Origin of the sequence: Sorangium sp. KYC3313, from assembly GCF_052075895.1 — a bacterium.
Lineage (GTDB): Bacteria > Myxococcota_A > Polyangia > Polyangiales > Polyangiaceae > Sorangium > Sorangium cellulosum_B.
Window position 1 is genome coordinate 5,552,986 of sequence record NZ_CP197255.1, and the last position, 23,325, is coordinate 5,576,310.

The window sequence follows — 23,325 nt, forward strand, 5'->3', positions numbered from 1 at the left end:
CAGGATATCAGGTCGGCCCGCGTCGCGGGGAAGCGGTGAGGAGGGGCGCCACGAGCGGGAGGGGCGCGGGGGCGCACGGCGCGGGCGTCCGCGAGCGCGCGAAATTCACAGGAGGAACGAGACGCCCAGCGAGAACGCGGGGTATCCGAGCCGCATCGTGAGCGTCACCTTCTCCGTGAAGTGGAAGCGCCCGCCGACGAACAGGGCCGGTGCGACCCCGAAGACCCCGTCGCGGCCCACGTCGCCGAGGTACAGCGACAGCCCCGGCTCGCCGAAGACCGACCACTTCCGGTGAAGCCAGAAGTTCCACTGCATCACGACCGAGCCGAACACGTAGTCCGAGGGCGCCCCGTACCGGTCGACCTCGGTGCAGATACGCGTGCCCGCGGGCCCGTTCTCGAAGCGGGTGCATTCGCCGCGGTAGTCCGCGTCCCCTCCGTAGTGGATGCCGTCGAGGCCAAAGCCGATCCCGACCGAGTCGTTGATGCGCTTGATGAAGCCGTCGGGCGCGATGTCGATGGTGGCGCGGAGCCCCGCGCCGAGGCCGTTCCCGGCGCCGGGGCCGAGCGGGGCGAACGGCGTGAGGAGGAGGTGCGGCTCCAGCTCGACCTTGTAGTCGGGCCGATCGCCGGGGCGCTTGATCGTCATCTGCGCCTCGCCGACCTCGGTCCACCCGATCGTCAGCGCCGCGAACGAGAGCGCGGCGGCCAGGAGGCGCGGCGCGCGAAGCTGCGATGTCATCGCTCTCTGCATCGGTCTCGGTCTCCTCAGCATCCGCCGCACGAGCGCGAGCCGTTCGGGCACATGACCGCAGCCTCGCCGCCGGGGCAGGTGACGCGGCACTCGCCGCCCACGTTGTTGCAGAACACCTCGCATGAGCCCCGGCACTCGACCTCGCAGGTCGTCACGTTCCGGCAGGTCACGACGCTGCCCGAGCCGACGCTGACGCCGCACCGGCTCGTGTCGTGGCACTCGTACCGGCAGCCACGATCGCAGATGGCCCCGCACGCCGCCGTGTTATGGCAGTTGAGGTCGCAGTCGTCCCCGCAGGAGGCCGAGCACTCGTCGACGTCGAAGCACTCGAACGAGCACCCGTGCTCGCAGACCGCGCCGCAGCGATTCATCTGGAAGCAGCGCTGGTCGCAATTGTCACCGTCGCAGCCGAGGTAACACTCGTCACCCTGGGAGCACTCGCACGCGTCGCCCTCCACGCAGCCGCCGCTGTTCCAGCAGCTCGCCAGGCAGAGGCTCGCGAAGAGCGTCAAAAAAGTCAGTGCATAGAAGCGCATGGCCGGGGCAGCATACCCGAGCCTCCCGAGAATTGTCACCAAATCCGCGAAGGTACGGGCGGAGGTACGCGCCGAGGAACGCCTGAGGGCCCGGCTCACCACCGTGTCCAGCGAGAGATTCGCCGCACCCGGGTATACCGCGTATTGTCGTTCGCGAGCCCGGCCTGATCCGCGATGTGCGTGCCGAGGTGGGGACCCCAGCCGCCGTCGTCGAACGGTGCGTCCCCGTCCGCGCCGAGGTTGTATTCCCAGCACTGCGCGTAGTGCTGCGTGACGTTCATGGCTTCGACAGCGCAGTTATTGTTCGGGGCCGTGTCGCCGTCGTGATCGCCCGACGACCACCCCGAGAGGAAATGCGCGAAGTAGACATTGGCGTTCCCGGAGACGTGCAGGGGGCCGAGGAGCTTCATGGTCGTCGTGTCGATGCCTTCGGCGGTCGCGCGCATGACCTCTGCGACGGTGCCCTCGATATCCGCGATCTCGTCGCGGTACTCCCGGCCGACGAGGTAGAGGGAGCCCCTGTAGAAGTTCCGCTCGAGCGCCGGCTCGCCCCTGGTCCCGAGCCGCTCGGCGTACGGGATGTCCCAGAACGACAGCGTCGCTCCCTCCGCCGAGCCGACGCTGTTGTAGACGAGCGCCCACCCTCCTCCGTCCGTCTCCAGATCGCACAGCACGGGGAACTCCGGATCTCCCCCGGCCCCGTCCAGATCGAGCGAGATCACGCCGCTCGGCAGGCCGCGGGGGACGTCGGCGCACCGGGCGTAGGCGCACCCCGCGTTGACCGCGCCGTCGCAGTCCTCGTCCTCGGCGGTGTCGCAGCGCTCGGCGGCAGGCAGCACCTCTCCGGTGCACGGGCCGTACCCGTTGCCTTCCTCGTCGCAGATCTTCACGCCGGCGCGGCAGGCTCCGCGGTTCAACGTGGCCGGCGGACCACCGTAACAGACCTCCTGGCGACCGGGCTCGCACCCGCTCCCGCCGCTCGACGCAGAGCCGCCGCCGGCGCTCGAGGCAGCGCCGCCGCCGGCGCTCGACGCCGAGGCGCTCCCGCCGCCTCCGGCGTCGTCGTCTCCGAACCTCCGCACCCTGGTCGAGCAGGCCGACACGGCGGTGAGCAGCACGATGGCCGCGCAGCAGGCGCCTGCGACCGAACCTTGGCCGAGCGACATGCGGCCTCCGGGGACACGAACACTCGCCACGCGGCCTTATACACCAGCCCCCCCGGCGCGCGCATCCGCCCCGCGCGGCCGGCCGCTCCGCCGCGGCGCGCCGGCACGTTTCCGACGCTCTTACTGGGCGAGGGCCCGCGGCGCGCCCTGGTCGCTTTGCAGCGCAAAGGCGATGGCGCTCTGGAGCGTGCTCTTGGTCAGGAGGCCGCCCAGGTCGAGCGAGAGCCCGACGAGCGTCTGCGCCACCGCTGGCCGGATGCCGGTCAGGATCGTCCTTGCGCCGAGCAGCTGCAGCGCCTTCGCGGTGTCGACGAGCCCGGCGGCGACCCGCGTGTCGATCTCCTTGAGCCCTGTCACGTCGAGGATGACCGCCTGAGCCTGGGTGGACTGGACTCCAGCGAGCGCGGCCGACATCACCTGATCGATCCGCTCCGAGTCCATCTGGCCCACGAGGGGCATGACCATGATGCGATCGGTGATCGGGATGAGCGGCGTCGACATCGCCTGCATCGTGTCGCGGAGCCGCGCGAGCGTCCGCTCGAGCCTGTCGAGCAGCTCCCTGTACGGCGTGACGTCGTGGGCGGTGCCATAGACGAGGCGGCGCGACGGCTCCTCGGCCGCGTCCAGGTGAGCGGTCCACGCGAGCCACCTGTAGGAGCCGTCCTTGCACGCGTACCGGTTGTCGAACTTGATGGTCGTGTGGCCCTGGAAGAGCGCGCCGGCCTCGGCGAGCGTGGCCTCGCGGTCGTCGGGGTGGACGAACTCGATGAACGGCTTCGCGATCATCTCCGAGGGGGACCAGCCGAGGGTGCGCTCCCAGGCCGGGTTGGCGTGGCGGAAGTACCCCTCTGCGTCCAGGGTCACGAGCAGGCCCACGGACACCCGGAACAGCTTCTCGTAGACCGTGGTCAGCTCCGCCGCCTGCGTGAGCTGCGCCGTCCGCTCCCGGTCGCTCGTCAGGTCGAGCGCCGTGGCGACCATGAGGCGCTCGGAGGGCGCTTCGGCCATGTCCACTCGGGCGCTCCAGCCGAGCCACCGGTACGAGCCGTCCTTGCACACATAACGGTTGTCGAACCGGCCGTTCGCGCGACCCTGGAAGAGGGCGGCGGCCTCGGCGAGCGTGGCCTCGCGGTCGTCGGGGTGGACGAGCTCGATGTAGGGCCTGGCCCTGAGCTCGTCGAGGGACCAGCCGAGGGTCTGCTCCCAGGAAGAGCTCAGATCATGGAAGTAGCCACGCGCGTCCGCGGTGGCCAGGAGTCCTGACGAGACCTGGAAAAGTCGTTCGTAGCTCAAGCCCATGTCATCCCCCTCGCGGGCAGGCAGAAGCGCGCCCCTCGTCGAGGCCGCCCGCCATCAGCGATTCTCCTGTCCGAACCCCGGCGAGCGCCTCCCGCGCCGCCTGGCCAGAGCGCGCATGCGAAATCCCGAGCGGCGCGACGTCGACCGCGCCGCGCGTCGAAGCCTGCTTGTCCACGAGAACGGCTTATGTGTCAAGAGTATCGGGCGGCTTGCGAGCGGGCGTGCAAGGCCGGCAGCGCCCGCAGGGAGCACCGGATCCGGGGAACGCGCGCGCCCGGAGGTCGCCACTGTCATGTCGCCGAGGTTGCCGGCCCACGATGAGGCGGGTACGGTCCGCGCCCCAAAGGAGTGGACCATGACCGTCTCTGCGATTTTCAACCCGGCGCGCTGGCGTGAGGTCGAAGGGTTCTCATTCGAGGATCTCACCTATCACCGCGCCGTGGACCAGGGCACCGTCCGCATCGCGTTCAACCGACCCGAGGTCCGCAACGCGTTTCGTCCCCGCACCGTCGATGAGCTGTACACCGCGCTCGAGCACGCGCGCACGACCTCGGACGTGGGTTGTGTGCTGATCACCGGCAACGGGCCTTCGCCGAAGGACGGCGGCTGGGCGTTCTGCTCCGGCGGCGATCAGCGCATCCGCGGGAAGGACGGGTACAAATACGAGGGTGAGAGCGCGGGGCAGGCCGACCCGGCGCGGCTCGGCCGGCTCCACATCCTGGAGGTGCAGCGGCTCATCCGGTTCATGCCCAAGGTCGTCATCGCGGTGGTGCCCGGCTGGGCGGCGGGCGGCGGCCACAGCCTCCACGTGGTCTGCGACATGACGCTGGCGAGCCGCGAGCACGCGATGTTCAAGCAGACGGATCCGGACGTCGCGAGCTTCGACAGCGGGTATGGCTCGGCGCTGCTCGCGCGGCAGGTCGGGCAGAAGAAGGCGCGGGAGATCTTCTTCCTCGGGCTCGATTACACGGCGGAGCAGGCGGCGGCGATGGGGATGGTCAACGCCGTCGTCCCTCACGCGGAGCTCGAGGAGGAGGCGCTGCGGTGGGGCGCGATCATCAACTCGAAGAGCCCGACCGCGATGCGGATGCTGAAGTACGGCTTCAACCTGCCTGACGAGGGGCTCGTCGGACAGCAGCTCTTCGCCGGCGAGGCGACGCGGCTCGCCTACGGCACGGAGGAGGCGAAGGAGGGCCGAGACGCCTTCCTGGAGAAGCGCCGCCCGGACTTCACCCGTTATCCCTGGCACTACTGACGACGACGCGCCGCCCACGCCACGCCCAGAGCGCACAATCGCGCTTGACACCGACATCCACTTCATTGATGGTGGCGACGCTGCAAGATTCCGCGTGTGCCGTCTGGTCACGCGGCTTCAACTTCACCTGGAGATACGCATCATGCTTTGTTCTTTTGCTGCGAAGTCGGCTCGTCGGGACCGTTCCTGGCTGTGGTTGGGAGGGTCTCTTCTTCTGGCGCTAGCGGGCGGCCTCACCATGGTTGGCTGCGGCGACGACGACAGCTCCTCGGCCGGCGCGGGGGCTGCTGGCGGCGCAGGGGGCGAGGGCGGCGCAGGGGGCGAGGGCGGCGCAGGGGGCGCGGGCGGCGCGGGGGCTGCTGGCGGCGCAGGGGGCGCGGGGGGCGCGGGGGGCGCAGGCGGCGCGGGCGGCGCAGGCGGCGCAGGCGGCGCAGGGGGCGGGGCGCCGTCGGGCACCGAGCTGATCCGCGTCAACCAGGTCGGGTACCTGCCGGCCGCCGCCAAGGTCGCCACGGTCGTCGCCGCGGCCGACGAGCCGCATGCATGGGAGCTCGTCGACGCCGGCGGCACGGTGGTCGCCAGCGGGGCGACCCGCGTCGTGGGCGACGACGCGAGCTCCGGCGAGCACCTGCACACCATCGACTTCAGCGGTTTCACGACCGTCGGCGAGGGGTACACCCTCCGTGTCGGGGAGGTGTCGAGCCACCCGTTCGACGTGGGCCCGACCATCTACTCTCAGATGAAGTACGACGCGCTCGCGTACTTCTATCACAACCGTTCTGGCATCGAGATCCTGGAGCAGTACGTCGGCCCCGACCACGCGCGCCCGGCTGGGCACCTGCCGGACGAGGCCCCTTGCGGCGCGGATCTCGGCTGCACGTACACGCTCGATGTCACCGGCGGGTGGTACGACGCCGGCGACCACGGCAAGTACGTGGTCAACGGCGGTATCTCCGCCTGGACGTTGCTGAACCAGTACGAGCGCTTCGTCGCGCTCGGGTCCACGGCGGACGACTTCGGCGACGGCAAGCTGAAGATCCCCGAGAACGCGAACCAGATCCCCGACATCCTCGACGAGGCCCGGTGGGAGATCGAGTTCATGCTCGCGATGCAGGTGCCGGAGGGCGAGGCCAACGCGGGCATGGTGCACCACAAGATCCACGACCTGGAGTGGACCGGCCTGCCGCTGCCGCCGCACGAGGATCCGCAGCCGCGCTTCCTGCGCCCGGTCAGCACGGCGGCGACGCTCAACCTGGCCGCCACCGCGGCCCAGGCCGCGCGCATCTGGCGCGAGCTCGATCCCGGGTTCTCGGCCCAGTGCCTCGAGGCCGCGACGCGGGCGTGGACCGCGGCGAAGGCGAACCCGAAGGTCGTGCCCAACGAGAGCGGCGTCGTGGGCGGCGGCGCTTACGGGGACGCCGAGCTGAGCGACGAGTTCTACTGGGCGGCCGCCGAGCTCTTCCTCACCACGGAGGACGCCGCGCTTCAGGCCGAGCTCGCGGCGTCGCCCTACAGCGACGAGCTCGCCGGCGTGGACGGCACGTTCAGCGCCATGACCTGGGGGCAGGTCGACGGGCTGGGCGCCATCTCGCTCGCCGTGGTCGAGGCCGAGCACGCCGCGGCGGAGCGCGAGGCGGCCCGGGTCCAGCTGGTCGCCATCGCCGACAAGTACCTCGAGGTCATCGGAGCGGAGGGGTACCGGGTGCCCTTCAAGGCGGACGAGAGAGGGTATCCCTGGGGCTCCAACTCCTTCGTGCTCAACAACATGCTGGTCCTGGCGCTCGCCCACGACTTCACCGGCGAGCAAAAGTACTTCGACGGCGTGGCGTCGGGCGCGGATTACCTCCTCGGGCGCAACCCGATGGACAAGTCCTATGTCTCCGGCTACGGCGAGAGCCCGCTCGAGAACCCGCATCATCGCTTCTGGGCGCACCAGCTGGACGCGTCGTTCCCGTTCGCTCCGCCCGGCGCGGTCTCCGGCGGGCCGAACTCCGGGCTGGAGGATCCGGTGGCGAAAGCGGCGCTCGGCGCGACGGAGGAGAGCGCGAAGTGCGTCCCGCAGAAGTGCTACATCGACCACATCGAGGCGTGGTCGGTGAACGAGATCACGATCAACTGGAACAGCCCGCTCGCGTGGACGGTGGCCTGGCTCGACGAGAAGGCGAAGGCGAGCGCCCAGTGAGCAGGAGCGCGGTCGTGGGGCGCCTTGACTGACGGCGGGGGCTTGAAAACCGCCAAGGCGCCAAGGACGCCAAGAAAAATTTAATAATATTGGCGTCTTATGGCGCCTTGGCGGTTCCATCATCCCGGCAGGGTGGGGGAGTTCCCCCACCACCCGGAGCGCCGTGCAGCCGCGCTGGATGACTGGATGACTGGATGAGATGAGCGATTGGCCGCGACAACCGTCCAGCTTCTGCTAGGTTGCGCGGCTTTCATGAATCCAGACTCACTGCTCGACGCCTTGCCCGCGCCGCTCGCGGGCGCCCTCGCCCGCCGCGGCTTCACCTCCCTCACCTCCGTCCAACAGGCCGTCCTCTCCCCTGAGCTCGCCGGGCGGGACCTCCGTGTCTCGTCGCAGACCGGCTCCGGAAAGACCGTGGCCATCGGCCTCGCGCTCGCCCCACGCCTCGAGCGCGCCCTCGCCGACCGCGCCGCCGCGGCCGCGCCCGACGGCGCGCCCCGCACCACGGCGGCTCCGGCCGCGGTGATCATCGCGCCGACGCGCGAGCTCGCCGCGCAGATCGCCGGCGAGCTCAGCTGGCTCCTCTCGCCCCTCGGCGCGCGCGTCGCGTGCGTCACCGGCGGCACGAGCTTCGGCGCCGAGGCGCGCTCGCTGCGGCGCGACCCCCTGGTCATCGCCGGGACGCCCGGCCGCCTGCTCGATCACCTGGAGCGCGGGACCCTCGACCCGCGCGGCGTCCTCGCCCTCGTGCTCGACGAGGCGGACCAGATGCTCGACCTCGGCTTCCGCGACGACCTCGAGGCGATCGTCGGCAAGATGCCCCAGGAGCGCCAGACCCACCTCGTGTCGGCCACCTTCTCCCGCGAGGTCCGCGCGCTCGCCGATCGCTTCCAGCGGGACGCGGTGAGCGTCGAGGGCACGCGCCCCGGCGCCGCGAACGTCGACATCGCGCACGTCGCCCACCTCGTGCTGCCGGCGGAGCGCGACGCGGCGGTCGTGAACCTGCTGCTCCTCGCGCCCGGCGAGCGCACGCTCGTCTTCGTGCGCACCCGCGAGGGCGCGGCCGAGCTCGCCGACAAGCTCACCGCGCTCGGCCTGCCCGCGGGCGCCCTGAGCGGCGACCTCGAGCAGCGCGAGCGGACCCGTACGCTCGACGCGTTTCGCTCAGGCGCCATCACGACCCTCGTCGCGACCGACGTGGCCGCGCGCGGCATCGACGTCCCCGAGGTCGGGCGCGTCATCCACGCCGATCCCCCGGGCGATCCCGAGATCTTCACGCACCGGAGCGGCCGCACCGGGCGGGCGGGCCGCAAGGGGATGAGCGTGCTGCTCGTCGCGCCGTGGGCGCGCGAGCACGCGCTGCGGCTGTTCCGTCGCGCGCGCGTCGAGGCCACGTTCCGGCCGGCGCCGTCGCCGGACGACGTGCTCCGCGCCGCCGACGAGCGGCTCGCCGCCGAGCTCGCCGCGGTGCGCCTGGAGGGGGCGGCTGCGGGCAATGCGGTCGCGGGCGACGCGGTCGCGGGCGACGCGACCGCTGTCGACACGGCCGTGGTGGACGCGAACGTGCGTGGCCCGCGCGAGGCGTCCGGCCATGCGCCCGAGGCGCGGCACAGGGAGCTCGCTGCCCGCCTGCTCGCGGACATGGACGCGACCGAGCTCGTCGCGGCCCTCCTCGCGCGGGCGAAGCACACCGGCCCCTGCGCTCCGCAGCCCGTCACCGCCGTCGCGCCGCCCCGCTCCGAGCCGCCGTCGCGCGCCCGGCCCTCCGCGCCGCCCTGGTCCGGGGCGCCGTCGCGCGCCCGGCCCTCCGCGCCGCCCTGGTCCGGGGCGCCGTCGCGCGCCCGGCCCTCCGCGCCGCCCTGGTCCGAGGCACCGCCGCGCGCTCGCCCTGTCGCTCGTCAAGGCAGCGGGGAGCAGCCCCCGCGCCTCCCCTTCGTGCCCTTCCAGGTCAACTGGGGGGAGCGCCACGGCGCCGATCCCCGACGCCTGCTCGCCCTCGTGTGCCGCCGCGGCGGCGTGTCGAGCCAGCAGATCGGCGCGATCCGCATCGGCTCCACCGCGTCCGTCGTCGAGGTGGCCTCCCCGGCCGCGCCCGAGTTCGCGCGCGCGGTCAACCAGCCCGACGCGCGTGACGCGCGGATCCGCATCGTCCGCGCGAGCTCGATGCGCGTCGAGTAGCGCCTGTCCTGACGCGGCGGACCGAGGCAGACGGCCGAGATCGCTCGCAGCAGTAGGGGTTTCCTGATTTCTCGGAGACCTCGGGTGTTGTACAACGGCCGGGTGAACCGAAGCCCGAACAACAAGCCACCCCTACGCCGCCTCGCGAGCCCGGCCGCGGTGCTCGCTGCAGTGCTCGGTCTTGCGCTCGCCGCGTGCGGCGGCAGCGTGCCTCCGCCGAACGACCAGCTCGCCTCGTCCCAGGCCGCCATCCGCGCGGCCGACGAGATGGGCGCCGGGTCCGACCCGCAGGCCACCCTCCACCTGAAGCTCGCGCGCGAGCAGCTCGAGAAGGCCAAGCAGCAGATGCAGGCCGAGGACAACGAGTCTGCCACGCGCCTCCTCCAGCGCGCCGAGGCCGACGCCGAGCTCGCGCTGGCGCTCGCGAAGGCGCGCTCCACGCAGGCCGAGGCGCAGGAGGCGCTGAAGCAGGTCGAGAAGCTGAAGCAGGCGGGGGTCAAGTGAAGCGAGAGGTGATGGTGATGGCATCTCCGGTGAAGAACCCGTCCTGGCCTGCCCGGTCTCTCGCCCTGTGCGCCGCGCTCTACGCGGCGTCGGGGTGCGGCGCGGCGGTCCCGCCGAAGGAGCTCGTCGACGCCCGCGCGAGCTACAGGCGCGCGGCGGAAGGCGCCGCCTCGCGCCTCGCGCCCGCCCAGCTCGACACGGCGAAGCAGGCGCTCTCCCGCGCCGAGGGGGCGTTCGGCGAGGATCCCGAGGCCCCGCAGACGCGCGATCTCGCGTACATCGCCGACCGCAAGGCCCAGGAGGCCGAGGCGGCGGCGGCGCTGCTGCAGGCGCAGCGCGACAAGGCCGCGGCCGAGGACGCCTTCAAGGACCTCTCGCAGCAGCAGCTCGCCAGCGCGAGGGAGGCGCTGCACAGCGGCCAGCAGCAGATCGAGCGGGAGCGGCACGCGCGCGCCCAGGCCGAGACCGCGCAGCAGCAGGCCGAGAGCGCGCGGCTGCAGGCCGAGAGCGCGCGCACCGCGGCCGAGAAGGCCCGCCAGGAGGCCGAGGCGGCGCGGCGGGAGGCCGAGCGCGTCGCGAACGCGGCGCTCGCGAGCCTCAAGGAGATCGCCGCGGTGAAGGAGGAGAAGCGCGGCGTGGTCATCACGCTCTCCGGCGCGGTGCTCTTCGCCTCGGGCAAGTCCGACCTCCTGCCGATCGCCAAGGAGAAGCTCAACCAGGTCGCGGCCACGCTGAAGGACCAGGGGTCGCCGCCCCTGCGGATCGAGGGGCACACCGACTCGACCGGCTCCGCCCAGGCGAACCGCAAGCTCTCGCTGGAGCGCGCCGACGCCGTGAGGGCCCACCTCATCACGGCGGGGCTGCCCGGGGACAAGATCGCGACCGTCGGCCACGGGCCGGACCGCCCCGTGGCGGACAACTCGAGCACCGAGGGCCGGGCCAACAACCGGCGCGTCGAGATCATCGTCAATCCCACCACCCAGCAGTAGAAGCGCCTGCCGCACGGTTGTGCCGGGGGCGCCGCCGGTGATAAGCACGGCGCGTGATCGGACGCTTTTTCCGCCGGATCTGGCAGGAGTACGTCATCGACCTGCGCGACCGGCTCGACGCCGAGGCGGCGCACCACCGGGCCACCACGCCCGCGGGGGAGGTCACCCGCCGGATGGCGTGCGTGTTCCTCACCGTCATCGGGGTGCTCATCTTCGTCCGGTTCGCTGGCAACGAGAACGACACGCGCTGGATGGTCGACGGCCTGCGCGCCGTGGGCCTCGACGGCGCCGCGGCGAGGCTCCACGACGCGCTGAACACGTCGCCGGATCGCCGCTTTCACCAGCGGATCGTCTGGGCGCTCGGCCGCCTCGTCGGTTATCTGATACCGACCTTGGTCGTCGCGAAGCTCGTGCTGCGGGCGCCGATCCGGAGCTTCGGCCTGCGCGTCCGCGGGACGGCGCGGCACCTGCCCGTCTATGGCTTCCTGTTCGCCGTCATGGCGCCGTTCCTCTACGCCGCGTCGCTCTCGCCGGCCTTCCAGGCGAAGTATCCCTATTACAAGCTCGCGCCGGGCGAGGGCCTGTGGCCCTGGCTCTGGGCGTGGGAGGCGCTCTATGCCGCGCAGTTCGTTGCGCTCGAGTTCTTCTACCGCGGCTTCTTCCTCCACGGGATCCGCCGCGCGCTCGGCTACTCGTCGATCTTCGCCATGATGGTGCCTTACGCGATGATCCATTTCGGCAAGCCGCTGCCCGAGGCGCTCGGCTCGGTGCTCGCCGGGTTCGTCCTCGGCACGGTCAGCCTGAAGAGCGATTCCATCTGGGGCGGCTGCGCCATCCACATCGTCGTCGCGACGTCGATGGACCTGCTCTCTTTGGCCCATCGCGGGCTTCTCTAGCGAACGGCGCCAGGGGCTTCCGAGGCGGTCAGGCCAGGGTCCTGCCGCCGTTCACGGACAGCTTCTGGCCCGTGATGAACTCGGCGGCGTCGGACGCGAGGAAGGCGACGGCCTCGGCGATGTCGTCCGGCGTGCCCATGCGCCGGAGCGGGTTGCTCGCCCGGTAGGCCTCGATGGCCTCGGCGCTCGCGCCCTCCTGGATGTGGCGCTCGACGACGACCCAGCCGGGGGACACCTGGTTGACGGTGATCCCGTGCGGGCCGAGCTCCATCGCCCAGGAGCGCGTGAGGCCGAGCTGCGCGCCCTTCGCCGAGACGTAGCTGGAGAACTCGGGCACGCCCTGCTCGAAGACCTCGGACCCGACGTTGATGATCCGCCCCGACCGGCGCGCCTTCATCCCCGGGACCACCGCCTTCGCGAGGAGGACCGGGCTCTTCACGAAGAACTCGAGCTGGTCGAGGCAGTGCTTCCAGGTCAGGTCCTCCAGCTTGACGAACGGCTGCGGGCCCGTCGCGTTGAGCACGAGCACCGCGACGGGGCCGAGGCGGGCCTGCACCTCGCCCACGAGGCGGGCGACCTCCTGCTCGTCGCGCACGTCGGCCCGGAACGCCTCGGCCTCGCCGCCGCCCTGGCGGATGTCCTCGACCACGCGCGCCGCCTGCTCGCCGCTGCCGAAGTAGTTGACCGCCACCCGCGCGCCCGAGGCCGCGAGCTTGCGGGCGATGGCCGCCCCGAGGCCACGGGAAGCGCCGGTGACCAGGGCGACTCGTTCGGATAGTTGATGCGCCATTCAGGCTTCTCCAGGAGATAGGTGACCGCGGTTCGCTCGCCGCTGCGAAGGAGATCGGCCGCACAGGCGCGCCTCCAGGGGCCTCCCTGCCGCGCGGGCGCGGACCGCTCGCCGCGCGGCGGAGAGGGGCGACAGAGGGTCGAGGTCGGCCACCCCCAGCTGTAAACGAGCAGGATCCAGCAATACAAGATTTTTCCGCGACGAAGCTTGAACATGGGTCTTTCCAGCAGCACAGTTGAAGTTTTTTAGCTCAATCCGCTGCTGGGCTCGCCGGTGGTGGTGTATGCTGGGCCACATGAACAAGCGCACGATCCGGCAAGCCTTGAGGCTCCTGGTGATGCTCGCCATGGGGCCCGTGTTCTGTGCTGCCGTCGGGATCACGGTGATCCATGCGTGGCTCGACGTGCGGCGCAGGCCGCCGGGGCGGCGCCCTTTGGCGCGCGCCGGGGTGCGTCATCGCCGCCTGCGCCTGCGCGAGCAGGCGCCGTTTTGATCGGCGCGGCGCTTGCTCGGCGCGGCGGCGTGGCGGGGTCGCGCCGTGGCGGCGCAGCTCAGCGCACGAGGAGGAGCCAGGCCAGCGCCGCGGCGGTCGAGGCGAGCGTCACCGGGACACCCACCCTGGCGTAAGCGCGGAAGCCGATCTCGCGCTCGGCGCCGACCGTCTCCACCACGATGATGTTGGCCACCGAGCCCAGCAGCGTGAGGTTGCCCGCGAGCGTGGACACCAGCGCCGTCGTGATCCACGCGAGGTGCGGATCGGGCTGGCTGCGGATGTACGAGTCCGCCAGGAGGATGAAGGGGACGTTCGAGACGATCTGGCACCCGACGAGCATCGCGATGCTCAGGCCGAGCAGGCCCAGCGTCGGCCCGGCGGGGAGGAAGGGGCTGGCCGCGCGCAGCGCCTCCTCGGGCACGCCGGTCTTCTGGAGGCCCGCCACGACGATGAAGAGGGCCCCGAAGAAGATGAGCACGTTCCACGACACCCGCTCGAACAGGGCGTTCGCGTCGCGCCGGTGAAGCAGGATGACCGCGGTCGCGCCGCCGATCGCCGTCCACGCCAGGTTCGCGCCGAGCACGAACAGCGCCGACACGACGACGAGGCAGGCGAGCGGCGCCAGGGCGCTCGGCCGGGCGCCTCCCGCCGGCGCGGGCTCGGGCGCCGCTGGCTCGGCCGTGGGCGCCCGCACCGAGAGGCGGCGCCGGAGCAGCAGGTGCAGCGTCACGGCCGTGACGGCGAGCCCGATCAGCGCGGCGGGGCCCGCCTCCAGCAGGTACGTGCGGTACGAGATGCCGGAGAGGTGGCCTACGAGCATGTTCTGCGGGTTGCCGGCGAGCGTGAGCGCGCTGCCGGCGTTGGCGCCCATCGCGAGCGCGAGGAGGTACGGCGCCCGCTCGAGCCCCGCGCGCCGGGCGGTCCGGTCGACGAGCGGCGCCAGCATCACGCAGACCGAGTCGTTCAGCAGCACCGCGGAGGCGAGCCCGGAGCCCACCGTGACGAGGTAGAGCAGGCGGACCGGCGACAGGTCCCGCTGCGCGACCCACGCGGCGGCGTGCTCGAACACCCCCGCGGCGTCGAGCGACGTCGCCAGCAGCATCATGCCGAGCAGGAGGCCGATGGTGTTCGGCTCGATCGCCGCGAACGCCTCGTGCGGGTCCAGGCCGGCGCCCGGCTGGATCGCGCTCAAGAAGACCATGGCGCACGCGCCCGCGAGCGCGCCGGCCGGGCGTCCGATGGGCAGGATCGACAGGCGCCGCGCCGCGATCAGCATGTACGTCACGGCGAATACGAGCAGGACGGACCACACGGCGCGGATCTAGAGTCGTCGGGGGGGATCCTGTCAAACTGGGAATGCCAAGGCATGGGCAGGCAGCTCTCGACTCCCACCGCGATCCTCCTCGGCAGCGCCATGATCGCCGCTGCGGTCTACCTCGGCCTTCGCCACGGCCCAGCCGGCGTCCCCACGGACCCGCGCCCCGCCGGGGGAGCGCCCTCGCCGCCTGCCGATGCGGCGTCCGCCGCCGGGCCGGCGGCGCGGGCGCCTGGACCGGGCGTGTCGGCGCGTCCGGTCCCCGCGCCCGCACCGGCGCGCCCGGTCCAGGCGCCCGCGCCGAGCGTGGCGCGCGACGAGGTCGCGACGCAGGCCGCGCAGGCGCTCGAAGCGCACCGGCCGGCCCTGATCGAGCGCTGCTACAAGCCGGCGGTCGCGGCGCAGCCGGCGCCGCGCGGGGTGAAGTACGTCTTCAACCTCACGTTCGACGCGCAGGGCCGGCAGCTCGCGCGCGGCATCATCGAGGACCGCGAGGCGTCGCGCCCCGAGGTCACGGCCTGCCTGGTGGACGCGCTCCCGCCGGTCGCCGTCGCGCCGCCGGGGGCGAACGTGCGGGTCGACGTCCCGTTCTCGCTGCCGTGATCGAGCGGAGGGCCGGGCTCGCGGGCTCGCCGGCGCCGGGCGTGAGCGCGGCGCCCTTGACGCACCCGCCTGAACGCCCGATGCCGGAGCGGTGACGCCCGACCAAGCCTTGAAGGAAGCGGCCACCGGCGCCCTCCGCCCCGTCTACCTCGTGCTGGGGGAGGAGCGCTGGCTTGTCGATCGCGTGGTGAGCGCGATCCGGGAAGCGGCGGCCAAGGGGGGCATCGCCGGCTTCAACGAGGACAAGTTCACCGCGGGCGACGCGCCTATCGAGTCGATCCTCGGCGCCGCCCGCATGCTCCCGATGATGGGCCCGCGCCGCTTCGTGCTCGTCCGCAGCGTCGATCGCTGGGAGAAGAAGGATGAAGGCGACGGCGGCGAGGGGGACGACGACCGCGGCGCGAGCGGCAAGCGGGGCGTGTCGAAGCAGCTGAGCCCGCTCGACGCGCTCGCGGAGTACGCCAAGGCGCCGTCGCCGAGCGCGGTCCTCGTGCTCGTCGCGACGAAGCTCCACGGCCAGCGCCGCCTCGTCACCGCGGCCAAGAAGGGCGATTTCCTCGTCGGGTGCGAGCCCCTGAACCGCCGCGCCTTGCCCGGCTTCATCGCGACCGTCGCCCGCGAGAAGGGCAACCCGATCGCGCCCGACGTGGCCGATCAGCTCGCCGAGCTCGCCGGGCCCGAGCTCGGCTACGTGGTCGACGCGCTCGAGCGGCTCTCGCTGTACGTCGGGCCGAAGCAGCCGATCACCGAGGACGCGATCGCCCAGGTGGTCATCCGCGTCCGGCAGAGCACCGTCTGGGAGCTGATCGACGCGCTCGGGAAGCGGCGCCTCGACCGCGCGCTCGCGGCGCTCGCCGACGCCTACGATCCGCGCGACGGCGGGCTGCGGCTGCTCGGTGCGGTCTCCTGGTCGGTGCGGCAGATGGTGAAGTTCGAGTCGGCGCTCGCCGCGGGCGCGAGCCAGGCCGAGGCCGCCCAGCGCGCGGGGGTGGCCCCCTTCAAGGCGAACGACGTGGCGCAGTCGGTCCGCCAGCTCCCGAAGGGCGCGCTCGCCGGCTGGATGCGCGCGCTCGCGGAGACGGATCTCGCGCTGAAGAGCAGCCGCCGCCCGGCGCAGGCGGTGCTGGAGACGATGCTGATGGAGATGTGCGCGCGCTGAGCGGAGCTCGGTGACCGCCTCGCAATCCCGGGATCGAAGCCTTCACTCCTCGACGCTGCGCCGCACCGCGAAGGCGAGGCCGCAGCCCTCGATCTGCTCGCGGTGGAGCACGCCCATCGGCGAGAGCCCTTGCTGGTCGACCCGCCGGCCCACGCGCAAGAGGACCTTCTTCGCCGCGAGATCCACGAGCGAGACGCGCGCCGAGCTCGCGGACGTCGTGCTCTCGACCGGGCTGTCGGCCACGATGATCAGCACCTCCGCGCCGGCGGCCTTCTTCGCCAGCTCGATCGGGGAGTGATCCAGCTCCTTGCGGTGCCTCTTCACCGCCGCGACGTCGCGGGCCGCCCGCACCGAGCCCTCGAACGCGGGGCCGAGCACCGCGAGGCCGAGCCGCGCCTCGGCGAGCCGGCGGACGTTCGCTGTCTCCTCGTCGACCTTGGTCCCGCCGAAATACACGCCTCGCACCTTCGTGAGCAGATCGCGCTCCGAGGGCGAGGGCGGAGGCTTCAGGAGGCACAGGAGGAACGCATCTTTGTCGGATCCGCGTGCGGCGTCGTCGATCCCGCGGGCGTCGCGCAGCTCGGCGCGAGGAGCGCGCACGTACACCGCGGGCCGGCGGAGCAGGGCGTCGAGGGCCCCTGGAGCGCGGAGCGAAGGGTCGACGACATCGGCGGGGTCCCCGTCGCTCGTGGCCTCGGCGATCCAGCGATCCGTCGCCTCGACGAAGCCCTCGTGGCCCGTCGGGAACTCCGCGCGGCGCTCGTCGAGCGCGGCCAGCAGGGCGCGCCGCTCGGCCTCGACGGCGCGGCGATCCTGGACGTACATCGCGATCGCGAGGAGCACGACGGCCGCCGCCGTCAGCAGCGTGAGCAGCCGCGCGCGTCCGAGCCGCTTGTCGCTCGCGAACGTCCCCTTGATCCCGGCGCGAGCCGCGTGGTGGCGCGCGCGCGCCCGGTGGCTGGCCGCCCGCTCCACGCGCGCGCGGAGGGCGGGGTTCATCCGCTCGGTCGTGAGGAACGTCGCCACGTCAGCTCTCCCGACCCACGACGGACAGCGCCCGGGAGGCGAGCAGGTTGCGATCGATGTTGCGATCGATGAGGCCCTCGAGCTCGCCGCGGGTCACGCCGAGCCGAGCCGCGGCCTGGGCCGCGAGCGAGGTCGCGGCCACGCCGTCGACGAACTGGTACGTGGGCTTCTGCGCCGCGTCGAGCTCCACCTGGACGAACCGGAGATTCCTGATCGCCTTTTCCCGCTCGAGCCGCGCCGCGAACGTCAGGAAATGCGTGGTGATGAACGCCTGCGGGCGGAGCTTCTCGAGGAGCGTGACGACGAGCTCGAAGATCTCCTCCCCCTCGGACGGGTTCGTCCCCGAGCAGAGCTCGTCGAGGATCACCATCGCTCCCGGGCCGAGCTCCTCGAAGAGCGCCCGGATCCGGAGCAGCTCCATGCCGAGCCGCCCCTCGCTCTGATCGAACTTCGTCTCCTGGATGAGCGACACAACGAGCCCCGGGACGCGGGCGACGCTCGCCCTGCGCGCCGGCACGAACATGCCCGCCTGCGCGAGGAGCTGCGTCAGCGCCACCGACTGGAGCAGGCGCGTCTTTCCGCCCGAGTTCGGCCCCGTGACCAGGAGCGTCGTGTCGGCCCGATCGGTCACGACGTCGCACGGCACCGCCTTCCCTCCGCCGGCGACGAGGAGCGGATTGAAGAGGCCGAGGAGCACGCGCTCGCCCTCCGCGGCGGACCGGAGCTCCGGCAGGCAGACCTCGAGCCCCGCCGCTTCGGCGAGATCCCGGAAGCCGAGCGCCCCCAGGTAGACCTCCATCTCTCCGACGAGCGGGACCAGCTTGACGACCTGATCCTCGACGCCCTCGAACACCGCGTCGACGAGCCTCGCCATGACCTCTCCGTCGCCGAAGCTGTACCCGCGGAAGAACATCTCGAGCTTCGCGAGCCAGCGCCGCACCGGCGACAGGACGAACGGGTTCTCCTGCCGCTCCCGGACGGTCACGACGTCGAAGCCTCGGATGCGGCCGTCGGCGCCGACGCGGATGTCCAGGCGGAGCGTCGCGAGGTGCTCGTCGTAATCGAGGAGATCGGCCATCGATCGATATCCCTCGGTCGCCTGCACCGCCTGGCCGAAGTCGCGCAGCCGGGAGAGGCCCGATCGCGCGCCCTCGAACGACCCGCTCATCAGATCGAAGACCTCTTTGACGATCGCGAGCACGTCGAGCTGCCGCCGCGTCGGATCGAACTTCTTCCCTGCCACCGCGCCCTCGAGCGCGCCCCGCATCCGGCACGAGGCCGTGTAGAGCCTCTCGAGCTGCCGGCGAAACGTGGGTGAGCCCGAGAGCTCGTGGAGGATCTCCCTCCGGAGCTCGGTCACGCGCGCGTCGCTCGGGGGCCGCGAGAGGACGCGGAGGATGAACCCCCGGTGGACGACGGCCTCGTGCCCCCCGACGCGGACGCGGAAGCACCGGGCGACGAGCTCCTCCAGGAACAGGTCCGGCGCGAAGCTCTTCGGATCCCACGTGGAGGGCGCGATGGGCGCCCGATCGAGCGCCTGGCTGAAGAGCCCGCCGGAGACGCCGCTGGTGAACGCGAACGAGAGGGACTGCCGCAGCTCGTCGAGATCGGCCCGCGCGGGCGGGTCCACGAAGAGCAGGCTGGGGATCCTGTCGGTGGACGGGAGGGCGGGCGCGTGGGGCACGTCGGGCGCGTAGGGCCCATCGGGCTCGGGCGGGCGGGCAACGCTCTCGGTGGGGACATGCGCGCGGATCGGGTGCATGAGCAGACGACCCGCGCCCGCGGGAAAAGTTCCCCGCGCAGGGTCATGACCGCTACATGGCCGCCCACGAGGACGACGACCTGCTGCTCATGAGCCCGGGCGTGCGGGACAAGGTGGTGACCTCACGCGAACCACACGCGTCGAGCCCGCCGCAGCTTCAAACCCATCGGATCCATTCTCGCAGGACGGCCTCCAGCGCCGCCCGCTTGGCCTGGATGTCCTTTCCGTCGCTGAACGTCACGAGGCAACGGTCCTTGGCGAGCCACTCCAGGAGGCCTGCTGGGTCCGCGATCTTCTCCGCGCTCATGGCGCTGTCCTTCACCTTTGCCCCCATGTGGAGAATGAGCCGGACCCCGTCCTTGCCGCGCAAGTTGAACGTCGCGAAGTACTCTGTGGTCCGGAAGCTGGGCGCGTTCCACTTGATCCCTTCGCGGATCTCGGGGCTGACGCCGAGGATGATCTGCCGAATGGCCTCGATGTCCTGCTTGCGCGGAGGATCGAGCGCGCGCAGAAACGCGACGACGGCCTGGTCCTCCTGCGGGCGACCGGGTCCGGGGGGAGCGGGCGCGTCCTCCCGCGTCTTCGCGCGCGGCTTGCCAGGTCTCCCGGGCGTGCTCGTCTTCGTTTTTCCAGAGGGCACGAAGGCAGCTTCGCCGAACGGCGACGGCTTGACCACGCCCATCGGGCCCTCCTCGGGCGCGGGGACCGCCGCGACCGCGGCGCGAGCGCACCCTGTATGCCCGCCCCGCTGGCATCGAAAGACCGGTCAATCCGATCGAGAGCCCCGTCATGGCGTGCCTGCATGGAGGGCGGTCCTTCCTCGATGCAGGCGGTCCGATCGACCTTCCGTCAGGGAGAGCGCGTGATGAAGGGATAGGTAATCTTGGAACTTTCGCCGTCGGTGCTGCGCGATCAGGTCTCGCTTTCAGGGGAAGGAGAGGAGAGCGAGGATGCCGTCCAGTGCGACCGCGTCCTCGACGGTTGCTGGAGCGGTCTCCGCTTCGTCCTCCTCCCCAGGAGCATGCCTCCGTCCCCCCCGCCGTCGCGCCCTCCGGCGCCACGGGCGCCCGGGCGTCCCGTCCCCCTGCCTCCGTGTGCCACGGAGCGGACAGCGCCGTGATCTGTGCCAGGCCGCCATGACCTGTGCCAGATGAGGGGGGTCCGGCATTGGCTCAAACGCAATGCATTGCGACACACCGCGGTCCGGACCCCTCGAGATCGCTCTGCAGAGCGTCTTCGGAAGCAAAAATGTGCCAAAATTCGCCTCTCGCATCGCATTTTTGTGCCAAAAGCCCCGCGAACGCCCTCCTTGTTGTGCCAGAAGGGGGGTCCGGACCCCTCCAGATCGCAGATCAGAGCGTCCGCCGCCGTTCGGGACCCCTCCAGACCGTAGATCAGAGCGTCTGCCGCCGCTCGGGAACCTCTCTCGTCGGGTCGCGGAGCACGATCTGCGCGGGATCCGGTCACCCGCGATGGATGAGCTGGATCGTAAGCGCCGGCGGGGGCGTGACCCACGGCGGCTCTCCGGTTGCTCGGTGGGGTCCAGGTCTGGCGCGGCGCGGACGTCGGCGCAATCCTGGAGCCCGCCCCGTCCTTCGAACGCCCCGTGGCCTGTGCTAGCGTCCCGCGCCCGCGAAGGAGGCCCCTTGCACGCACCGAAGATTCTCCGGATCCGGATCGAGAAATTCCGGCGCATCCAGGAAGCGCTGGAGGTGGAGCTGACCACGCCGCGGGGAGATTCAGTGCAGCAGGCCGTCTTCGCCGGGCCCAACGGCTGTGGGAAAACCAGCGTGATCGAGGCGGTGCTCCTCGGCCTGGGGATGGGCCCGCTCATCGTGCGTGACCTCGAGCGCTCCCGCAGGGAAGAGCACTGGCGTGTCCTCGTGCCCGAAGGTGCCATCATCGAAGTAGACGTCGCCATCGACGGTGCGAATCCGACCACCTGGATCCGCACGGCGGATAAGCACGTCCACCGTCTTCCTGACGGCGCGGAGGAGCCGATTCCTCCTCAGTGGTTGCAGTCTCTGGCCGTCGAGTACTTCTCTTCATGGCGCGCGCCGGAGCTGGTAGGCCCGATCAAGCCGCTCGTCGGGCGCGGCGGGCGTTCCATCGACAACGAGACCAATCGCCTGTGGCGGCTCAAGCAACGGATCAATGACGAGCGCGCGCGAGGGGGGTACAAGGGGACCCTGCCGGGGTTCGGAAGGGCGGATGCTTGGCTCAACCGGCTCAACGATGCGTGGAGGCGCTTCCACGGGGACGACGGCACCTGCATCGACGCCCAGATCGTCGATCCGGACGATGAAGAGCTGCTCGCCGATCTCTTCGTAGTGACCGACGACGGGAGGAGGATCTGCTCCATCGACCAGATCAGCTCGGGCGAGATCGAGCTCCTCTCCTTTGCGGGCTGGATCATCCTCAACGACTGGAAGGGCGGCCTGCTCGTCATCGATGAGCCCGAACTGCACCTGCATCCGCAGTGGCAGGCGACGATCCTCCCGGCCCTCCACGCGCTCGCCCCGGACGTGCAGATCCTCGTTGCCTCGCACGCCGATGCGGTCTGGGATCAGACGGCCAGCTACGCGCGCTTCCTCCTCGTGCCGGACACGGATCCCCGCTCGCGTGCATGGCGCGAAGCGCAGCCTCTTCCGCGCACGCAAGAGGCGTCATGAAGCCATCGTCGGACGTGACGGGCCTGTACCGAAATTTTCCGGCCTATCTCTGGGTCGAGGACGAGGAGACGCGCACGTACCTCCAGACGGCGTGGGAAGGCGAGTTGCACATCAAGGTCCTCGTCGCCGGCGGTCACGGGCACCTCCACGCCGTCGTGAATGTCGGCTCACGTTCGTCCAGGAGATCGCCAGAGCTCAGCTCGATCTGAATCGGGTACCGCAGGAGATCCGCGAGCTGCGAACCGCAATCCGGCGTCGCATCGGTCACTGAGCACAGGTTCTCGTTCGGCGGACCTATGCGGGTTTGACCTCCACGCACCCGCCGCCCCACGTGTCAGAGAACTCGCCGCGCCATCTGATCTTCTTCCGGAGGATCAGTCGACCATTGGCGTGATCCCGCAGAGACCCCCTGTCGTATCGGCGCCGCAGCGGTCAGCCGGCCGCTCGTCGAGAGATCTCGGATCTCAACCGAGCAGCGCCTCGAGCGCGCCCCGCGCCCGGAGGTCGGTGAAGCTGTGGGTCGGGGCGCATGCGGCGAGCTCTGCGAGGGCGTAGGTGCCGGTGGCCACGGCGAGCGACTCGGCGCCGATCGCCCGGGCCGCCGCGATGTCCTTCGGGGTGTCGCCGATGACGACGACGCGGCACGCGGCGAGCGGCGCCTCGAGCATCGCCGCCCCGCGCGCCGCGCCGATGCGCAGGAGCTCGTCGCGGCGCTCGTGGTCGCAGCCGAAGCCGCCGAACGCGAACCGCTCGTAGATGCCGACCCGGGTGAGCTTCGCCTGCGCCCCGGCGCGGACATTCCCCGTGCCGAGGCCGATAGCGCAGGTCGCGCGCCGGGCGGCGGCGTCGAGCGCCTCGATGACGCCGGCGTGGACCCGGGTGTCGCCGGCGACCGACATCTCCTGCGCGAGGAGCTCGACATAGATCGCGAGGAGCGCGTCGATGGCGTCCTCCGTGGCCTCGCGCCCGACCGTCTCGAGCCCTGTCCGGATGATGGCCCGGTCGGTCATGCCGGCGAACGAGAACGCCTCGCACGCGTCGCGCCGGTCGGCGTACCGGGCGAACGCGCGCTCCATGGCCCGCCGGCCTGCGCCGCCGGTGGAGAGCAGGGTGCCGTCGATGTCCCAGAGGAGCACGGTGGGGCGCATGTCCCCATGGTATAGACCGGTGCCGCCCCAGGGCGAGCGCGGAAGGTCGGCGGGCGCGACGGCCTCGTCACGGCCTCGACAGGCGGCTGGGCCGGGGGTCGGGCGTCCAGCCAGCGGAGCGCCGGTCCGCCCGATCGCGGCGCGGCTGTAACGTCGGCGCGGGGCTTCCGGCGGCTGGTTGAGGGGCCGCTGCGTCGGCCGCCCTGCGCCAGCTTATCCAGGCTGGTAATTTCTGGAGCGTCGGCTCACCCAGGTTGAGGCGGCGCCAGCTCACCCAGGTTGAGGCGGAGGCGCCAGCTCAGGTTGAGGCGCCAGCTCACCCAGGTTGAAGAGCGGCGTCACGTCGGCTGACCCAGGTTGAGAATTTTTGGAGCCTTAGCTCATCATGTGTGAGAAATTTATTTCGGACCATGCAATGCAACGTGCTCGTATTGGTGTCCAACTTACATATTAAGTGGTTCAAAGTCCGCTCTGCGGTGATCTCGGGGCGTCGGCTGGTTCAGGTTGAGAACACGGTCAAAATTTCGAAACGAAAGCTCACCTGACGTGAGAATTTTTGTTCGATAAACGCAATGTGTGTTGCTGATCCTGCGCGTTCT

General features: G+C 71.3%; 21 protein-coding genes. 11 read left to right on the plus strand and 10 right to left on the minus strand.

Annotated features, from left to right (window positions below; translation table 11 throughout):
- Positions 1–105 precede the first annotated feature (105 nt).
- The 4 genes from ACSRUE_RS21735 to ACSRUE_RS21750 all read right to left on the minus strand — a co-directional run bounded on the left by ACSRUE_RS21735 (position 106) and on the right by ACSRUE_RS21750 (position 3,754).
- The gene (locus ACSRUE_RS21735) at positions 106–741 is read right to left on the minus strand and encodes a hypothetical protein (RefSeq protein ID WP_437766098.1); all 636 of its coding nucleotides are present in this window, start codon (positions 739–741) and stop codon (positions 106–108) included.
- Positions 742–767: 26 nt separating this feature from the next.
- Positions 768–1,289, minus strand: a complete 522-nt coding sequence (locus ACSRUE_RS21740; protein WP_441292666.1) for a hypothetical protein — start codon at positions 1,287–1,289, stop codon at positions 768–770.
- A gap of 95 nt (positions 1,290–1,384) precedes the next feature.
- Entirely contained in the window at positions 1,385–2,485 is a 1,101-nt protein-coding gene (locus ACSRUE_RS21745; RefSeq protein WP_441292667.1) for a fibrinogen-like YCDxxxxGGGW domain-containing protein, read from the minus strand.
- A gap of 90 nt (positions 2,486–2,575) precedes the next feature.
- A complete protein-coding gene (locus ACSRUE_RS21750; RefSeq protein WP_441292668.1) occupies positions 2,576–3,754 on the minus strand; it encodes a PAS domain-containing protein in 1,179 nt (392 codons plus the stop codon).
- 355 nt (positions 3,755–4,109) lie between these two features.
- On the opposite strand from ACSRUE_RS21750, the gene ACSRUE_RS21755 reads away from it, so the two are divergent.
- The 6 genes from ACSRUE_RS21755 (at position 4,110) to ACSRUE_RS21780 (ending at position 11,758) form a co-directional block, all read left to right on the plus strand.
- The gene (locus ACSRUE_RS21755) at positions 4,110–5,009 is read left to right on the plus strand and encodes a 1,4-dihydroxy-2-naphthoyl-CoA synthase (RefSeq protein WP_437766101.1); all 900 of its coding nucleotides are present in this window, start codon (positions 4,110–4,112) and stop codon (positions 5,007–5,009) included.
- Positions 5,010–5,247: 238 nt separating this feature from the next.
- A complete protein-coding gene (locus ACSRUE_RS21760) occupies positions 5,248–7,191 on the plus strand; it encodes a glycoside hydrolase family 9 protein (RefSeq protein WP_441292669.1) in 1,944 nt (647 codons plus the stop codon).
- A 252-nt stretch (positions 7,192–7,443) separates the two neighbouring features.
- Positions 7,444–9,369 (plus strand): DEAD/DEAH box helicase, encoded by a 1,926-nt coding sequence (locus ACSRUE_RS21765; protein ID WP_441292670.1) that lies wholly within the window; start codon positions 7,444–7,446, stop codon positions 9,367–9,369.
- 102 nt (positions 9,370–9,471) lie between these two features.
- Entirely contained in the window at positions 9,472–9,873 is a 402-nt protein-coding gene (locus ACSRUE_RS21770) for a DUF4398 domain-containing protein (RefSeq protein ID WP_441292671.1), read from the plus strand.
- A 17-nt stretch (positions 9,874–9,890) separates the two neighbouring features.
- The gene (locus tag ACSRUE_RS21775) at positions 9,891–10,862 is read left to right on the plus strand and encodes an OmpA family protein (protein WP_441292672.1); all 972 of its coding nucleotides are present in this window, start codon (positions 9,891–9,893) and stop codon (positions 10,860–10,862) included.
- Positions 10,863–10,915: 53 nt separating this feature from the next.
- A complete protein-coding gene (locus ACSRUE_RS21780) occupies positions 10,916–11,758 on the plus strand; it encodes a CPBP family glutamic-type intramembrane protease (RefSeq protein ID WP_441292673.1) in 843 nt (280 codons plus the stop codon).
- Positions 11,759–11,786: 28 nt separating this feature from the next.
- Here ACSRUE_RS21780 and ACSRUE_RS21785 read toward each other — a convergent pair whose 3' ends face one another.
- Positions 11,787–12,548 (minus strand): SDR family oxidoreductase, encoded by a 762-nt coding sequence (locus ACSRUE_RS21785; RefSeq protein ID WP_441292674.1) that lies wholly within the window; start codon positions 12,546–12,548, stop codon positions 11,787–11,789.
- 295 nt (positions 12,549–12,843) lie between these two features.
- Here ACSRUE_RS21785 and ACSRUE_RS21790 point away from each other — a divergent pair, with 295 nt between their 5' ends.
- Positions 12,844–13,041, plus strand: coding sequence for a hypothetical protein (locus tag ACSRUE_RS21790; protein ID WP_441292675.1), 198 nt, complete (start codon positions 12,844–12,846; stop codon positions 13,039–13,041).
- Positions 13,042–13,099: 58 nt separating this feature from the next.
- On the opposite strand, the gene ACSRUE_RS21795 is transcribed toward ACSRUE_RS21790, so the two are convergent.
- Positions 13,100–14,353: an SLC13 family permease gene (locus ACSRUE_RS21795; RefSeq protein ID WP_441292676.1), complete on the minus strand. Its 1,254-nt coding sequence runs from the start codon at positions 14,351–14,353 to the stop codon at positions 13,100–13,102.
- A gap of 54 nt (positions 14,354–14,407) precedes the next feature.
- On the opposite strand from ACSRUE_RS21795, the gene ACSRUE_RS21800 reads away from it, so the two are divergent.
- Together ACSRUE_RS21800 and holA are read left to right on the plus strand one after the other, a co-directional pair.
- Positions 14,408–14,959 (plus strand): hypothetical protein, encoded by a 552-nt coding sequence (locus ACSRUE_RS21800; protein WP_441292677.1) that lies wholly within the window; start codon positions 14,408–14,410, stop codon positions 14,957–14,959.
- Positions 14,960–15,050: 91 nt separating this feature from the next.
- Positions 15,051–16,118, plus strand: coding sequence for a DNA polymerase III subunit delta (gene holA, locus ACSRUE_RS21805; protein WP_441292678.1), 1,068 nt, complete (start codon positions 15,051–15,053; stop codon positions 16,116–16,118).
- Between the two features lie 42 nt (positions 16,119–16,160).
- On the opposite strand, the gene ACSRUE_RS21810 is transcribed toward holA, so the two are convergent.
- The 3 genes from ACSRUE_RS21810 to ACSRUE_RS21820 all read right to left on the minus strand — a co-directional run bounded on the left by ACSRUE_RS21810 (position 16,161) and on the right by ACSRUE_RS21820 (position 19,588).
- Positions 16,161–17,144 (minus strand): hypothetical protein, encoded by a 984-nt coding sequence (locus ACSRUE_RS21810; RefSeq protein ID WP_441292679.1) that lies wholly within the window; start codon positions 17,142–17,144, stop codon positions 16,161–16,163.
- Between the two features lies 1 nt (position 17,145).
- Complete coding sequence (locus ACSRUE_RS21815) at positions 17,146–18,906, minus strand: MutS-related protein (RefSeq protein ID WP_441292680.1); 1,761 nt, start codon at positions 18,904–18,906, stop codon at positions 17,146–17,148.
- A gap of 157 nt (positions 18,907–19,063) precedes the next feature.
- Positions 19,064–19,588 (minus strand): DUF1801 domain-containing protein, encoded by a 525-nt coding sequence (locus ACSRUE_RS21820; protein WP_441292681.1) that lies wholly within the window; start codon positions 19,586–19,588, stop codon positions 19,064–19,066.
- A gap of 964 nt (positions 19,589–20,552) precedes the next feature.
- Between ACSRUE_RS21820 and ACSRUE_RS21825 the strand changes: the two genes are divergently transcribed.
- Positions 20,553–21,578, plus strand: coding sequence for an AAA family ATPase (locus tag ACSRUE_RS21825; RefSeq protein ID WP_441292682.1), 1,026 nt, complete (start codon positions 20,553–20,555; stop codon positions 21,576–21,578).
- Positions 21,575–21,787 (plus strand): hypothetical protein, encoded by a 213-nt coding sequence (locus ACSRUE_RS21830; RefSeq protein ID WP_441292683.1) that lies wholly within the window; start codon positions 21,575–21,577, stop codon positions 21,785–21,787. The genes ACSRUE_RS21825 and ACSRUE_RS21830 overlap by 4 nt, the downstream gene beginning before the upstream one ends.
- Positions 21,788–22,042: 255 nt before the next feature.
- Here ACSRUE_RS21830 and ACSRUE_RS21835 read toward each other — a convergent pair whose 3' ends face one another.
- Positions 22,043–22,726, minus strand: a complete 684-nt coding sequence (locus ACSRUE_RS21835; protein ID WP_441292684.1) for an HAD family hydrolase — start codon at positions 22,724–22,726, stop codon at positions 22,043–22,045.
- Between the last annotated feature and the right edge of the window lie 599 nt (positions 22,727–23,325).

Coding starts and splice junctions, on each gene's coding strand:
- ACSRUE_RS21740 (WP_441292666.1), bottom strand. CDS start 1,289: ATGCGCTTCTATGCACTGACTTTTTTGACGCTCTTCGCGAGCCTCTGC.
- ACSRUE_RS21750 (WP_441292668.1), bottom strand. CDS start 3,754: ATGGGCTTGAGCTACGAACGACTTTTCCAGGTCTCGTCAGGACTCCTG.
- ACSRUE_RS21790 (WP_441292675.1), top strand. CDS start 12,844: ATGAACAAGCGCACGATCCGGCAAGCCTTGAGGCTCCTGGTGATGCTC.
- ACSRUE_RS21760 (WP_441292669.1), top strand. CDS start 5,248: ATGGTTGGCTGCGGCGACGACGACAGCTCCTCGGCCGGCGCGGGGGCT.
- ACSRUE_RS21835 (WP_441292684.1), bottom strand. CDS start 22,726: ATGCGCCCCACCGTGCTCCTCTGGGACATCGACGGCACCCTGCTCTCC.
- ACSRUE_RS21765 (WP_441292670.1), top strand. CDS start 7,444: ATGAATCCAGACTCACTGCTCGACGCCTTGCCCGCGCCGCTCGCGGGC.
- ACSRUE_RS21775 (WP_441292672.1), top strand. CDS start 9,891: ATGGCATCTCCGGTGAAGAACCCGTCCTGGCCTGCCCGGTCTCTCGCC.
- ACSRUE_RS21735 (WP_437766098.1), bottom strand. CDS start 741: ATGACATCGCAGCTTCGCGCGCCGCGCCTCCTGGCCGCCGCGCTCTCG.
- ACSRUE_RS21815 (WP_441292680.1), bottom strand. CDS start 18,906: ATGCACCCGATCCGCGCGCATGTCCCCACCGAGAGCGTTGCCCGCCCG.
- ACSRUE_RS21830 (WP_441292683.1), top strand. CDS start 21,575: ATGAAGCCATCGTCGGACGTGACGGGCCTGTACCGAAATTTTCCGGCC.
- ACSRUE_RS21755 (WP_437766101.1), top strand. CDS start 4,110: ATGACCGTCTCTGCGATTTTCAACCCGGCGCGCTGGCGTGAGGTCGAA.
- ACSRUE_RS21820 (WP_441292681.1), bottom strand. CDS start 19,588: ATGGGCGTGGTCAAGCCGTCGCCGTTCGGCGAAGCTGCCTTCGTGCCC.
- ACSRUE_RS21785 (WP_441292674.1), bottom strand. CDS start 12,548: ATGGCGCATCAACTATCCGAACGAGTCGCCCTGGTCACCGGCGCTTCC.
- ACSRUE_RS21800 (WP_441292677.1), top strand. CDS start 14,408: ATGGGCAGGCAGCTCTCGACTCCCACCGCGATCCTCCTCGGCAGCGCC.